This window comes from Lentzea roselyniae (assembly GCF_039537795.1).
In the GTDB taxonomy this organism is placed as follows: Bacteria; Actinomycetota; Actinomycetes; order Mycobacteriales; family Pseudonocardiaceae; genus Lentzea; species Lentzea atacamensis.
The window spans coordinates 133,337-147,049 of record NZ_BAABBE010000013.1; the positions used below are offsets into that span (position 1 = coordinate 133,337).

The 13,713-nt window shown below is 69.6% G+C and carries 15 protein-coding genes and 1 tRNA gene; 11 read left to right on the forward strand and 5 right to left on the reverse strand.

The window, feature by feature from the left end:
* Positions 1 to 3 precede the first annotated feature (3 nt).
* Both ABFX45_RS23945 and ABFX45_RS23950 read left to right on the forward strand, forming a co-directional pair.
* A complete protein-coding gene (locus tag ABFX45_RS23945) occupies positions 4 to 252 on the forward strand; it encodes a hypothetical protein (protein WP_346132005.1) in 249 nt (82 codons plus the stop codon).
* The gene (locus tag ABFX45_RS23950) at positions 249 to 380 is read left to right on the forward strand and encodes a hypothetical protein (RefSeq protein WP_346132006.1); all 132 of its coding nucleotides are present in this window, start codon (positions 249 to 251) and stop codon (positions 378 to 380) included. The genes ABFX45_RS23945 and ABFX45_RS23950 overlap by 4 nt, the downstream gene beginning before the upstream one ends.
* Here the strand turns inward: ABFX45_RS23950 and ABFX45_RS23955 are convergent.
* From ABFX45_RS23955 to ABFX45_RS23975, 5 genes are all read right to left on the reverse strand, one after another.
* Positions 370 to 1,314, reverse strand: a complete 945-nt coding sequence (locus ABFX45_RS23955; RefSeq protein WP_346132008.1) for a zinc-binding dehydrogenase — start codon at positions 1,312 to 1,314, stop codon at positions 370 to 372. The two genes, ABFX45_RS23950 and ABFX45_RS23955, sit on opposite strands and share 11 nt — an antisense overlap.
* 58 nt (positions 1,315 to 1,372) lie before the next feature.
* A complete protein-coding gene (locus ABFX45_RS23960; RefSeq protein WP_346132010.1) occupies positions 1,373 to 2,761 on the reverse strand; it encodes an aminobutyraldehyde dehydrogenase in 1,389 nt (462 codons plus the stop codon).
* Positions 2,758 to 4,368: a thiamine pyrophosphate-binding protein gene (locus ABFX45_RS23965; RefSeq protein ID WP_346132012.1), complete on the reverse strand. Its 1,611-nt coding sequence runs from the start codon at positions 4,366 to 4,368 to the stop codon at positions 2,758 to 2,760. The genes ABFX45_RS23960 and ABFX45_RS23965 overlap by 4 nt, the downstream gene beginning before the upstream one ends.
* A gap of 121 nt (positions 4,369 to 4,489) precedes the next feature.
* Positions 4,490 to 5,428, reverse strand: coding sequence for an agmatinase (gene speB, locus ABFX45_RS23970; protein WP_109637243.1), 939 nt, complete (start codon positions 5,426 to 5,428; stop codon positions 4,490 to 4,492).
* A complete protein-coding gene (locus tag ABFX45_RS23975; protein ID WP_109637244.1) occupies positions 5,425 to 6,846 on the reverse strand; it encodes a sodium:solute symporter family protein in 1,422 nt (473 codons plus the stop codon). Before ABFX45_RS23975 ends, speB begins: the two co-directional genes overlap by 4 nt.
* 82 nt (positions 6,847 to 6,928) lie before the next feature.
* Between ABFX45_RS23975 and ABFX45_RS23980 the strand changes: the two genes are divergently transcribed.
* The 9 genes from ABFX45_RS23980 to argS all read left to right on the forward strand — a co-directional run bounded on the left by ABFX45_RS23980 (position 6,929) and on the right by argS (position 13,662).
* Complete coding sequence (locus ABFX45_RS23980; RefSeq protein ID WP_346132015.1) at positions 6,929 to 8,281, forward strand: PucR family transcriptional regulator; 1,353 nt, start codon at positions 6,929 to 6,931, stop codon at positions 8,279 to 8,281.
* A 144-nt stretch (positions 8,282 to 8,425) separates the two neighbouring features.
* Positions 8,426 to 8,497, forward strand: a tRNA-Glu gene (locus ABFX45_RS23985).
* 108 nt (positions 8,498 to 8,605) lie between these two features.
* The gene (locus ABFX45_RS23990; protein ID WP_109637246.1) at positions 8,606 to 9,271 is read left to right on the forward strand and encodes an SAM-dependent methyltransferase; all 666 of its coding nucleotides are present in this window, start codon (positions 8,606 to 8,608) and stop codon (positions 9,269 to 9,271) included.
* 27 nt (positions 9,272 to 9,298) lie between these two features.
* Positions 9,299 to 9,583 (forward strand): response regulator transcription factor, encoded by a 285-nt coding sequence (locus tag ABFX45_RS23995; protein WP_109637247.1) that lies wholly within the window; start codon positions 9,299 to 9,301, stop codon positions 9,581 to 9,583.
* Between the two features lie 78 nt (positions 9,584 to 9,661).
* A complete protein-coding gene (locus ABFX45_RS24000; RefSeq protein WP_346132018.1) occupies positions 9,662 to 10,096 on the forward strand; it encodes a hypothetical protein in 435 nt (144 codons plus the stop codon).
* Positions 10,097 to 10,173: 77 nt separating this feature from the next.
* Positions 10,174 to 10,476, forward strand: a complete 303-nt coding sequence (locus tag ABFX45_RS24005) for a hypothetical protein (RefSeq protein ID WP_346132020.1) — start codon at positions 10,174 to 10,176, stop codon at positions 10,474 to 10,476.
* A gap of 36 nt (positions 10,477 to 10,512) precedes the next feature.
* Entirely contained in the window at positions 10,513 to 11,145 is a 633-nt protein-coding gene (locus tag ABFX45_RS24010) for a DUF4383 domain-containing protein (protein ID WP_109637250.1), read from the forward strand.
* Positions 11,146 to 11,215: 70 nt separating this feature from the next.
* The gene (locus ABFX45_RS24015; RefSeq protein WP_211337378.1) at positions 11,216 to 11,890 is read left to right on the forward strand and encodes a M50 family metallopeptidase; all 675 of its coding nucleotides are present in this window, start codon (positions 11,216 to 11,218) and stop codon (positions 11,888 to 11,890) included.
* Between the two features lie 38 nt (positions 11,891 to 11,928).
* Positions 11,929 to 13,662 (forward strand): arginine--tRNA ligase, encoded by a 1,734-nt coding sequence (argS, locus tag ABFX45_RS24020; protein WP_109637252.1) that lies wholly within the window; start codon positions 11,929 to 11,931, stop codon positions 13,660 to 13,662.
* The last annotated feature ends 51 nt before the right edge of the window (positions 13,663 to 13,713 follow it).

Sequence of the window (13,713 nt, forward strand, 5' to 3'; positions counted from 1 at the left end):
GGGGTGAAAAAGGAGGGGCCGTCCGGTGGGCGGCCCCTCCATCCTCCTCCGACGCCGGCAACGATCTACATCGGTGACGAGTCGCGCTCCCTCCAGCGCAGCACCCTCGGCTGGGTGCTCGGCGTGCTGGCCGAGCGGGTGAGCGACGAGGCGGACGCCGCCGCGCTGAAGGAAGCGGCCGACTGGGGCGGCTGGCAGATGGCCGTGATCGACGGCAACAACTACCGCGACCCCGTGGCCATCGCGCAGTGATCGTCACGGACCTTCGTGCGGCGGCACTGGCGGACAGCGAGGGCAACGCGGAGTACCGCGACTACTTGCTGCCGCTGGTCGACGACCTGGCCGACCTCGCCGCGCGCTATCCCGGCGTCACGGCTTGAGCACCACTTTCCCCACCGTGGCACGAGATTCCAGCGCTTCGTGCGCCTTCGCCGCGTCCTTCAACGCGAACGCGGGGTTGACCAGCGGCACGAACCGCCCGCTCGCGAGCCCGGCCATCGACTCGTCCTCCAGCGCTCGCAACCCACGCCGCATCAGACCGGGCCCGAGCGCGACCGTGGCCGTGAGGCTGTTGGCGAACAACGCTTCCGTGCTGATCGGCGTCATGCTCCCGGACGCCCAGCCGTAGATGATCTGCCGGCCGCCGGGCCCCAGCGTCTTCAGTGCCGTCGCGCCCACCTCGCCGCCGGCGCCGTCGAGCACCACGGTCATGTCCTTGATCCCGTCCGCCCACCCCGGCCGGGTGTAGTCGATGGCGGCGTCCGCGCCGTTGTCCATCACGTGATCGAGCTTCTCGCCGCTGGCCAGACCCACGACCTGCGCTCCGATGTTGCGCGCCTCCTGCACGAACAGCGCTCCCATGCCGCCTGCCGCCGAGGTCACCAGCACCACGTCGTCCTTGGTGAGCTTCGCCGCGTCGAGCACCGCGACCACCGTGCGGCCGGTGCCGATCATCGCCACCGCGGCCTCGAACGACACCTCGTCCGGAAGGGCGTGCAGCGACTCGACCTTCGCGACGGCGAGTTCCGCGTAGCCGCCGTTGGCCTGGCCGAGGTGTGCGGTGACGCGGCGGCCCAGCCACTCGGGGGAGACGCCGTCGCCGAGGGCCGTGACGACGCCGGCCACTTCGCGGCCCGGTGTCATGGGGAACTCGACCGGGCCGAACCCGCCCTTGCGGATGGTCGTGTCGACGAGGTGGACGCCGGCCGCGGCCACCGTGACGCGGACCTGGCCCGCGGCGGGCTCCGGATCGGGCACCTCCTCGAAGAGCAGGTTCTCCGCCGGGCCGAACTCGTACTGCCGAATCGCGAACATGCCGTTGACGCTATGAGCTCGACTTAACTGGAGGTCAAGTCGGCGGGTTGTGACTGGCCTAGTGAGCGATCATCACGTGCTTCACGCGTGTGTAGTCCTCCAGCCCGTGCATCGAGAGGTCCTTGCCGTAGCCCGAGGCGCCGAACCCGCCGTGCGGCATCTCGGACGCCACGAGGCCGTGGGTGTTGACCCACACGATGCCGAAGTCGAGCCGCGTCGTCAGCGCCGCGGCCCGGCTCGTGTCGCGGGTCCAGATCGACGAAGCGAGACCTTGCGGCACACCGTTGGCCAGCTCGACCGCCTCGTCGTCGGAGCCGAACGACTGCACCGTGATCACCGGTGCGAACGGTTCCTCCTGCACCAGCTCGTCCTCCTGCGCGAGCCCGGAGATCACGGTGGGCTCCAGGAAGAAACCGGTCGAACCGTACCGCTTCCCTCCACAGTGGACCTTGGCGGACGACCTGCCGAGCATCGTGAGCACGCGGTCCAGCTGCGCCGCGCTGTTCAGCGGGCCGAAGTCGGTGCCGGGAACCTGCGCTGACGCGGCCTTCACCAGCGCCGCGACGAACTCGTCGTGCACCGCCGAATGCACCAGCACGCGCGTGGCAGCCGTGCAGTCCTGGCCCGCGTTGTAGAAGGCGGCGCCCACGATGCCCTCGGCGGCGGAAGCGACGTCCACGTCGTCGAACACCAGAACCGGCGCGTTGCCACCGAGTTCGAGGTGCGTGCGCTTCACGGTCGCGGCGGCGCTGCGGGCCACCTCGACGCCGGCGCGGGTGGAGCCCGTCAGCGAGACCATCGCCGGGACGGGATGCTCGACCAGCAACCGACCGGTGTCGCGGTCACCCAGCACCACGTTGAACACACCGGCGGGCAGCACCCGAGCGGCGAGAGACGCGAGCAGCACGGTGGACGACGGCGTGGTGTCGGCGGGCTTGACCACGACGGTGTTGCCCGCCGCCAGTGCCGGGGCGATCTTCCACACGGCCATCATCAGCGGGTAGTTCCACGGCGTGATCTGCGCGATCACACCCACCGGCTCGCGACGCTGGTACGAGGTGGCGCCGGAGACGTACTCACCCGCGGCGGCGGTGCCCAGCGCACGGGCGGCACCGGCGAAGAACCGGATCTGGTCCACGCACTGCGGGATCTCCTCGCCCAGCACGACCGCGCGGATCTTGCCGGTCGCCCGGATCTCCGCGTCGGCCACCGCTTCGGCGTTGGCTTCGAGGAGGTCGGCGAGCTTCAGCAACGCCAGCTGGCGTTCGCCGGGCGTGGTGCGCGACCAGGTGGGAAAGGCATCGGCCGCGGCCTGGACGGCGGCGTCGACCTCGGCGGCACGGGAGACGACGGCGCGGCCGAACTCCTCGCCGGCGGCGGGATCGACCAGCGGTGAGGTCTCGTCGGCGGAAACAGCCGTGCCGTTGATGAAGTTCGCGACGATCACGTGTGCTCCAGGTGCGTGGGGGCGAACATGCGCAACACCGCGGGCAGTACCACCACGTGCGGACCGTCCCCGGCGAACGCCTTGGCGAGATCTTCGCGCAGCGACTCGGGCGTGCTGCGGGTGGCGGGCACCCCGAACGCGCCGGCGAGCGCCACGAAGTCGGGCCTGGCCAGCTCGGTGGCGGTGGCCTGGCCGAACACGTCGGTCATGTACTCGCGCAGGATGCCGTAGCCCCCGTCGTCGACGATCAGCCACACCACCCGCGAACCGTGCTGGGCGGCAACGGCCAGCTCCGAGATCCCGTACATCGCGCCGCCGTCACCGGACACCGCCAGCACGGGCCCGTCGACGGCCGCCGCGACACCCAGCGCGGCAGGGAACCCGTAACCCAGACCACCGGCACCCTGGGCGGAGAACTGCGCGCCACCGCGCGGATCCCACGCCGACCAGGCCCAGTAGGCGAGGATCGTCATGTCCCAGCAGGTGGGTGTGCCGTCCGGGACCGCCGACCGCAGCGCCGACAGCACCTGCTGCTCCAGCTCCAGGTCCTGCGCCGCCAGCCGCGCCCGCACCAGCCCCAGCAGCCGGCTGACCAGCGACTCCGAGGCGCCGTCCGCAGCGCGCGCGGTCACGCCGGAAGTCAAGGCGCGCAACGCGTGCCGGGCATCGGCGTGGATGCCGAGCGCCGGGTAGTTCGACTCCAGCTTGCCCAGGTCGGCCTCGATCTGGACGACCTTCCCCGCCGGGCGGAACGTGCGGTAGTTGCTGGACAGCTCACCCAGCCCGGAGCCCACGACGAGCAGCACGTCGGCGGAGGCGAGGAACTCGGTGGTGTGCCAGTCCTCCAGCCACGACCGCGCGGAAAGCGGGTGCTCCCAAGGGAAGCTGCCCTTGCCGCCGAACGTCGTGACGACCGGTGCCCGCAGCTTCTCGGCCAGCTCCAGCAACTCGTCCGACGCCCTGACCGCACCGCCACCGGCGAGAATCACCGGCCGGGAAGCCCCGTCCAGCAACCGGACGGCCTCCGCGACGAGCTCCGGCCGCGGGTACAACTCCCGCGCGGACCAGGAAACCGACGTCACCGGCGGCACCGTGGCCGGCCCGAGCAGCACGTCCTGCGGAATCTCCACCCACACCGGCCCGAACGGCGCGGTCAGCGCGATCTCCCACGCCTCGGCCAGCGCCGACGGGATCTGCGACACGTGCCGCACGACCCGCGCGTGCTTCACCACGTCCCGGAACGACGCCAGCTGATCGGTGAGCTCGTGCAGGTACCCGCCCCGCACCCCGCCCAGCCCGGCGGAGGGGATCTGCGACGAGATCCCCAGCACCGGTGCCGACGCGGCCGCGGACTCCTGCAGCCCGGCCAGGGTCTGCAACGCGCCGGGCCCGGTCGACACCAGCAACGGCGTCACCGAACCGGTGATCCGCGCGTGCCCGTCGGCGGCGAAGGCGGCGTTGACCTCGGTCCGTGAGCCGACGTACCGCAGGTCGGAGCGGCGAAGCGCGTCGAAGAGCCCGAGGGCGTGCTGGCCGGGGATGCCGAACACGGTGTGGGCGCCGAGTGCTTCGAGCGTCTCGACGACGACGTCACCGCCGGTCCTCACTTTCCCTCCCCAGGCGCCAGCAGCCCCGCTGGGTCGTTCGCAGCGGTGCGTGTGCCGCTCAGGCGTCCTCCAACTGCTGCCAGCAGCCTCGCCGGGTCGTTCGCAGCGGTGCGTGTGCCGCTCACAGACCCTCCTTCAGCGCCAGCAAACTCACCAAGTCGTAGGCGAGGTGCGAAGCCGCCACCGACGTGATGTCCGCGTGGTCGTAGGCGGGCGCCACTTCGACCACGTCCGCGCCCACGAGGTTCAGCCCCCGCAGCCCGCGCACGATCTCCAGCAGCTCTCGCGACGTCATCCCACCGGCCTCGGGCGTCCCGGTACCGGGGGCGTGCGCCGGATCGAGCACGTCGATGTCGATCGACACGTACAACGGCCGCGACCCGATCCGCTGCCGCAACGCGTCCACGGTCTCGTCGACGCCACGCCGCATCACGTCGGACGAGGTGACGATCCCGAACCCGAGCCGCCGGTCGTCCTCCAGATCCTTCTTGCCGTACAACGGTCCCCGCGTGCCGACGTGCGAGATCGCCTCGGTGTCGAGGATGCCCTCCTCCACCGCGCGCCGGAACGGTGTCCCGTGCGTGAACGGCTCGCCGAAGTAGGTGTCCCACGTGTCGAGGTGCGCGTCGAAGTGCAGCAGCGCCACCGGGCCGTGGATCCGCGACACCGCCCGCAGCAACGGCAGCGCGATCGTGTGGTCACCGCCGATCGTCACCAGCCGCGTGCCCTCGCGCTGCAGTTCGGAAGCGGCACCCTCGATCGTTTCGATGGCCTCGCCGATGTGGAACGGGTTCACCGCGATGTCCCCGCCGTCCGCGACCTGGACGCGTTCGAACGGTGACACGTCCAGACCGGGGTTGTAGGGCCGCAGCAGCCGGGAGGCCTCCCGCACGGCCGTGGGCGCGAACCTCGCTCCCGGCCGGTACGAGACGCCGGTGTCGAACGGGACTCCCACCACCGCGACGTCCGCGTGCGCCACCTGGTCGAGGCGCGGCAGCCGGGCGAAGGTCGCCGGTCCCGCGTAGCGCGGGACCTGGGAGGAGTCGACGGGGCCGATCATGCGTTCACCAGTTCCTCTTCTTCGTCAGCCTTTCCCGCCACCCGGCGGTCCCACGCCGCCAGCACCTCGGCCGGGGTCGGTGGCGTCGCCAGGCTCACCGCCACGTAGGTCACGAGCGACGCGCCGAGGCTGTAGTAGATCGGGGAGTCGGCCAGCACGCCGTCGATCACCATGAACGCGATCGCCGTCAGCGCGCCGACCGCCATGGACGCCATCGCGCCGATCCGCGTGCCGCGCTTCCACACCAGCCCGCCGATGATCGCGACGAGCAGACCGCCCACGAGGATGTTGTAGGCGACGGTCAGCGCGGCCACGACGTCGTTCAGGGCGACCGCGACGCCGATCGCGATCACGCCGAGCACCAGCGTGAACATCCGGTTGGAGTGCACGTCGGTCTTGCGCTTCCAGATGTCGTTGGCCGCGACGGTCGCACACGCGATGAGCGCGCCGGAGGACGTCGACATCATCGCCGCCAGCGCGGCCGCGAGCACGAGCCCGCGCACACCGGTCGGCAGCAGGCCTTCCACCATCGTCGCGAACGCCTCGTCCTTGTTGGCGATGTCGGGGTACAGCGCCTTGCCCGCGGTGCCGATCAACGCGCCGGCGACCGCGTAGACGAGGCAGTAGAGCCCGGACGTGATCCCGCCCCACGTCGCGACCTTCGGCGACTTCGCGGTGAACACGCGCTGCCAGATGTCCTGGCCGATCAGCAGGCCGAACACGTAGATCAGCAGGAACGTGATGATCGTGCTGATGCCGATGTTGCCGACGTCGAACATCGCGGGGTCGTCGAGCCGCGCCTGGATGCCGTCGATGCCGCCCGCCGCGAACAGCGAGATCGGCAGCAGCAGGAACAGGATGCCGATGGTCTTCACGATGAACTGCACGATGTCGGTCAGCGTGATCGACCACATGCCGCCGAGAACGCTGTACAGCACCACGATGCTGCCGCCGATGATCACGCCCACGGTCTTCGGCAGTCCGAAGAGGACGTTGAAGATGGTCGAGTAGGCGATCGTGGACGTGACGGTGAGCATCAGCGTGTACGCCCACATCACCGCGCCGGACACCATCGACGAGTTGCCGCCGTAACGAAGATCGAGCATCTGCGAGACGGTGTAGACCTTGAGCCGGACGATCCTGCGCGCGAACAACGCGGAGAGCAGCAGGATGCCGAGGCCGATCGCGAACACCATCCAGGCGCCGGAGATGCCGAACTTGTAGCCGAGCCCGACACCGCCGATGGTCGACGCGCCGCCGAGCACGACGGCCGACATGGTGCCGGAGTACATGCCGAAACCGAGCCTGCGTCCTGCGACCAGGTACTCGCTCTTGGTGGTGGCGCGGCGCATGCCCCACCAGCCCATCCCGATCATGCCGAGCACGTAGGCGGCGATCACCGCGTAGTCGAGAGCCACTGTCGGACCTCCTTGGGTTGCAGGTCACAGTAGGAACGCGCACTGGCGCTGGTAAGTGGTTGTTCTGCACAATCGTTCGACCATGGTTGTGCAAACCGTCCCGCTGAAGGATCTGGTCGCGCGAGTCGATCTCGGGCTGACGGTCCTGTGTGGAGCCGACGGGCTGGACCGGCCGATCCGCTGGGCGCACGTGTCCGAGCTGGAGGACCCGACGCCCTACCTGGTCGGAGAGGAGCTGCTGCTCACGGCCGGCGTGCGGTTCCCGTCCGACGTGCCCGCGTACGTCGCCGGGCTGGTGTCGTCCGGTGTCTCGGCGATCGGGTTCGGCGTCGAGCCGGAGTTCCCGACCGTGCCGCCGTCGCTGGTGGAAGCCTGTGCGGCGCAGGGGATGCCGCTGCTGGAGGTGCCGCCGTCGACGCCGTTCCTCGCGGTGTCGCAGGCGCTGGGGGCGTTGCTCGCGGAGATCGCCGTGCGGGAGCAGCGGATGCTCGCGGACAGCCAGCGCGCCCTGACCCGCGCGGCGACCCGCGTCCGTCCCGTCGAGTCGGTGCTGACCACGCTCGCGGTCGTCCTGAACTGCCGGGCCGACCTCGTCGACGCTCGGAACGCACCCGAAGACGTCTCCTCTCTCGTGGCACGTGTCGCGTCCGGTACGGGACCTCGTTCGGCCTCCGCCCAGGTGGGGGAAGACCACGTGACGCTCGACCCGGTCGAGTCCGCGGTCCTCGTGGTCAGACGTCCGGCCCCGCTGTCCGCCGCCGAACGGGCGGTCGTCGCGGTCGCGCTGGCGTTGCTCGGGCTGCTGCGCCGGGACGTGGAGAGCGAACGCGGCCAGATCGCCCGGCTCGCGGCGTCGGCGGTGCTGCGCTCGGAGGTGTCCGGGCTGGCGGGCGTGCTGGGACCGGGGCCGTACCGGGCGGTGGCGGGGGAGTCGCGAGCGGACTACGACGTGCTCGCGCAGCGGTACGGGCCGCTGGTGTCGAAGGCGGAGGACGAGTTTCTGGCGCTGGTGCCGGCGGGGTTCGCGGTGTCGGGACCGGTCGGGGTGTCGTCCCCGGTCGCCGAGCCCGCTGCCGCCTCCACGTCCGCGATCGACAGCGCGGTGGCGGAGGCTCGTGCGTTGCTGCCGCGTGCTCTCGCCACCGGCTCACCCGCGTTCCCGGCGTCCGATCTGTCCTCTTTGGTGGACCCGGTGGCAGCGCGCGCCTTCGCCCGCCGCGAGCTCGCGGCACTGCTCGGACGCCCCGAACTGATCGAGACGCTGCGAGCCTGGCTGGGTCAGCACGGCAGCTGGGACCGGGCCGCGACGGTGCTCGGCGTGCACCGCAACAGCGTCCGGCACCGCATCGCCCACGTCGAACGGCTGCTCGGCCGTGATCTTGGTTCGGCCGACGCGAGGGCCTCGCTGTGGCTCTCGCTGACGTGGCTCGATTAATTCCTTTGCGAGGTGTGCGGCCCTTCGGTCATCATTGTTCCATGATTACCGCAGAGGAATGGGCCGGAGCGCCCTCAAAGCCGTGACCAGCTAGTACATTTTCTTCTAATCTCTGCGAGCATTTGTGTATCAATGCTCGTTCCTGGCGTGTTCGTCTAGTGGTCAGGACGCTGGACTCTCAATCCGGAAACACGGGTTCGATCCCCGTACGCGCTACGTGGCCCGGTCTGTGTGGGGTGGACCGGGCCCGCCCGCCTCAGACGGGCCCAAAGAATCTTCCCAAAACTTCGCCCGAATGGTCTAGGCGCCAGTTACGCTCTGCGAATGGCTGCGGTCCCCGCCTTCGCACGCTACGAGGTCGACGTACGTCGGCCGAACGCCGCACGGATCCATGACTTCTATCTGGGCGGCGCGCACAACTACGCCGCCGACCGGGCGTTCGCCAAACAGGCCGTCCGGATCGACCCGGAGCTGCCGCTCGTGACCAGGGCGCACCGGCTGTTCCTCCGGCACGCCGTCCGCCACTGCTGGGCGGCGGGCGTGCGTCAGTTCCTCGACCTCGGTTCCGGCATCCCGACGTGCGGTGCGACCCACCAGACGCTGCCGGACGCCCGCGTCGTCTACGTGGACTCGGACCCGGTGACCGTGACGTTCGCGCGTGGCCTGCTGCGCGGCGAACCGCGGACGTGCGCCGTGGAGGCCGATCTGCGCCGCCCCGAGCAGGTGCTGAGGCATCCGGGCGTGATGTCCCATCTCGACCTCCGTGAGCCTTACGCCGTGCTGATGATCGACGTCCTGAGATACGTCGACGACGCCACGGGACAGGGTCGGGTGGTGCGCCGGTACCGGCACGCGTTACCGGCGGGCGGGTTCCTGGTGGTGTCGCATCCGGCACCGGTCGAGCAGCTCATGGAAGGGCTGTCGATCGAGGCGCCGTGCGTGGTGCCGGGGGCGTACTCGGGCATCGGGCGCAAGCCGGGCCGTATCTAGGAGTTCCGCCGCGACTCCTAAGGGAACGTGCGGGAAGCACTTGAGCGGGCGAAGGCGTTGCGGTGGGCGGGAAGGCCGGAGGACGCCGCTGCGGAGCTGCGAGTCCCGTTGCTGCACAAGGACAAACCACAACTCGGCACGCTGACCCCTCGCGAGCGCGACGTGCTGGAACTGCTGGGATGGGGCCGCACCAACAAGGAGATCGCCGAAGAGCTGGTGCTGAGCGTGCGGACCGTCGGGTTGCACGTGCCGGCGAAGCTCGGTGCGAGCAACAGGTCGGAGGCGGCGCGCATCGCCCGCGACCAAACCTAGGTAATGCGACAGATGTGCGGGTGGCGGCACATGAGTTCTCCTTGAGGGGCAACAGAAACCCCGACCTAGGAGAACGAGTTGAACCTGAAGCGCATCGCAGCCGTGTTGCCCCTTGCCGGCGGGATCGCCGCCGCCACCACGGGAACGTCGCACGCACAGGTCGCACCCATGGCCGGTTCGTGCGAGCTGCGCATCACCGAAGTTCAGGCGCGCGACCTGCAGGAGACGCCCACGGACGAAATCTACCTGCGGGTCGGTGACGAGAGAACGAGCACGCGCACGTTCACGGAAGGCCAGACGCGGGAGGGCAGCGAGCTCGGGAACGCCGACCAGATCACGGAGTTCATCGCGCCGGGTGGCTTCGTGGTGGTGTCCGTCGTCGAGGACGACCCCGCCGTCGACACCGTCATCGGCTCGTTCCGCGTGCCGTGCCGCACCGCCTCGAAGGAGCAGCTGGTGTCCGGGGCGGGTGCGTTCTACGAGGTCCCGTACGTCGTGACCCAGCTCCCGTGACAACACGCCGCAACAGGATTCCGGGCGCCGAGCGGTGGGCGCGGCGCCCGGAGCCCACCACCGAGGGGATTTTCGCGATGAATCCGACCGATCCACCCACCGACCACGAGCTCTGGGCCGTGCTGAACGTGGACGAGTTCCAGTTCCGGCTCGTCAAACCGTGGAACCTGGACATGCTCGCCGCGGCTCTGCGCAATGCCGCCGCCCGCGGCGCACAGGTCGAGGTCCGCGCGTACAACGAGCAGAACGCCGAAATCACGGTTCTCGTGAACCCTGCGAGAGCCCATGTGGTGCACATCGGCAAACGCAATGTCGTCGTGCCACGTAATGGCATGCCGGACGTTTCGGTGAACGGTTTGACGAAAGCTGACGCGGGGTAGTCAGCCGAGCGACAAGTACGGAGCCTGGAGGGCGTCATGACCCACCGCGTCACTGTCAAGGTCGCCGGTCTGCAACCGGTGCAGATTCTGGCCGCGCTGGCCGGTATCGCGTTCATCGTGTTCGGCGTCGTGGGCTTCACCCGCACCGGGGTCGGTGACTGGTCCACCCACTCGTTCGTGCTCGGGTTCTCGGTGAACCCGCTGCACAACCTGGTGCACGTGGCCATCGGCGTGCTCGGTCTGCTGATGGCTCTCGGGTCGGGCCTCGCCCGGCTGTACGGGTGGCTGCTGTTCGCCGGCTACGGCGCGCTCTTCGTCTGGGGCCTGATGATCACCGGGATCCTCGCGCAGAACCCCGCGTCAGAGTTCGGCAACCCGTTGGCGCTCAACACGAACGACAACTGGCTGCACCTCGGCCTCGCGCTCTTCGGCCTGCTGCTCGCGGTGGTGCCCGCGCGCCGCAAGCTGATCGAGGAGGACGAGGAGCCGGAGCTGCCCCAGCAGCGTTCGGCGGCGTTCCGGGACGCCGGCGACGAGCCGGCCCGCGAACACCGCATCGAGGAGATGGACCCGACGGTCAGCCCGAGGGAACGCGAGCCCATCACCAAGGAGCAGGCCGTGGTCGATCCCAAGACCGACCGCGTGAGCAAGGACAAGATCAAGCACTGACCCCCTGCCGAGCACGCGCGCCGTGAGAGCCCACATGCGGCTCTCACGGCGCGTCTGTTTCGATGTCCCGATGCCGGAGCTGACTCATGAGGTCGTGATCACCTGGGGCACCGCGCTCGCCGCGTTCCTGGCCGTGGCGCTGCACGGGCTCTGGCGGGTGACCCGGAACGTCATCACCATCGCCCACGAAGGCGGCCACGCACTGGTGGCCGTCCTCACGGGACGACGCCTCAGCGGCATCAAGCTGCACTCCGACACCAGCGGCCTCACGGTTTCGCGCGGCAAGCCCCGCGGACCCGGCATGGTCCTCACCGCCCTGGCCGGCTACATCGCCCCGTCGCTGCTCGGCTTCGGCGCCGCCGTGCTCATCACCAACGAGCAGATCCAGCTCATGCTCTGGATCAGCATCGGCTTCCTCGCCGCCATGCTGATCATGATCCGCAACGTCTTCGGCGTCCTGTCCATCATCGTCACCGGCGGCGCGTTCTTCTTCGTCTCCTTCTACGCATCACCCGAGGTCAGGGACACCGCCGCGTACGTCTTCGCGTGGTTCCTGCTGCTCGGCGGCGTGCGGCCGGTGTGGGAACTGCAGGTCAAGCGGTGGCGCCGGCAGGCACCGCGGTCGGACGCCGACCAGCTCGCCTGGCTGACCGGCGTGCCCGCGCTCGGCTGGGTGACGCTCTTCGGCGCGGTGAGTCTGGCGGCGCTCGTGGGCGGCGGTGCGTTACTGCTTGGACGCTGGTGAAATACTGGGTTCAAAGCCGCGGGTGAAAGGTGGGTTCAGTGCTGCGTGGGGATGTCGGGCTCGAACTGGGCCAGCGGGTCGCGCGGGCATTGCGCGCCGCTCTGGACGTGGACATCACCGCCGAGGAAGCGCTGATCCGACCGTCCAACCGAGACGGTGCCGACTACCAGTGCAACGTGGCGATGAGTCTCGCCAAGAAGGTCGGCCGCAACCCTCGCGAGGTCGCCGCGCTGATCGTCGAGCACCTCGACGCGGCCGACGCGCTCGAGACCCCGGAGATCGCGGGCCCCGGCTTCATCAACCTGAAGCTGCGCCGCGAGTGGCTGGAGACGCAGACCGCGCGCCTGCTGGCCGACGACCGGCTGGGCGTGCCCACGACGGACGAGCCGCGGCGGATCGCGATCGACTACAGCAGCCCGAACGTCGCCAAGGAGATGCACGTCGGGCACCTGCGCTCGACGATCATCGGTGACGCGTTCTGCCGGCTGCTGACGTTCGCCGGCCACGAGGTCATCCCGCACAACCACCTCGGTGACTGGGGCACGCCGTTCGGCATGCTCATCGAGCACCTCACCGACGAGGGCCACGGCGCCGATCACGAGATCAGCGACCTCAACGCCTTCTACCAGCAGGCGCGGCAGAAGTTCGACAACGAGCCGGGCTTCGCCGACCGCGCGCGCCGCCGGGTCGTGCTGCTGCAGGGCGGCGACGAGCACACGCTCGCCCTGTGGAACGAGCTGGTCGCGGAGTCGCAGCGGCACTTCAACCAGATCTACGACATGCTCGGCATCGGCCTGTCCGCCGCCGACAACTACGGCGAGAGCTTCTACAACCCCTACCTCGCCGACACGATCACCGAGCTGCAGCAGAAGGGCCTCGTCGAGACCAGCGACGGCGCCCTGTGCGTGTTCCCGCCCGGCTTCACCAACCGCGACGGCGACCGGCTGCCGCTGATCGTCCGCAAGAGCGACGGCGGCTACGGCTACGCCACCACGGACTTCGCGACGGTCCGCTACTGGGTGCGCGACCGCAAGGTCGACGACCTGATCTACGTCGTCGGCACCCCGCAGGCCCAGCACTTCCAGATGATCTTCGCCACCGCCAGGCAGGCCGGCTGGCTCGACGACGCCCACACCGCCGTGCACACGGGCTTCGGCACGATCCTCGGCTCGGACGGCAAGACCATCCGCACCCGCGCGGGCGGCACCATCAAGCTCATCGACCTGCTCACCGAGGCGATCGAGAACTCGTACAAGGTCATGCCCGAAACGTCCGAAGTGGAGGGTGCGGAGAAGGAACAGCTCGCCCGCACCATCGGCCTCGGCGCGGTGAAGTACGCGGACCTCTCCAACGACCGCGAGAAGGACTACGTCTTCACCTGGGAGAAGATGCTCGCCACCACCGGCGACACGTCCGTCTACATCCAGTACGCGAACGCCCGCATCCTCTCCATCGGACGCAAGGTGGGCCGCGAGGCCCCCGCGGACGCCCCGCTCGTGCTGCAGGAGCAGGCCGAACGCGACCTCGCCCTGAAGCTGCTGCAGCTGCCCACGGCGATCCAGGCGGCCATCGACGAGCTCGCCCCGCACAAGCTCACGACGTACCTGTTCGAGACGGCGACGGCGTTCTCCACGTTCTACAACAACTGCCCCGTGGCGACCGCGGAGTCCCAGGAGCTTCAGGATTCACGCCTGCACCTGCTCACCCTCACGTCACGCGTGCTCACGCTGGGCCTGTCGTTGCTGGGCATCGGGGCACCTGAACGGCTTTAGGCCGTGTCCTGCAGGTCCGTTCGATGAGGGTCCCAGGCCCCTCGGCCGCGA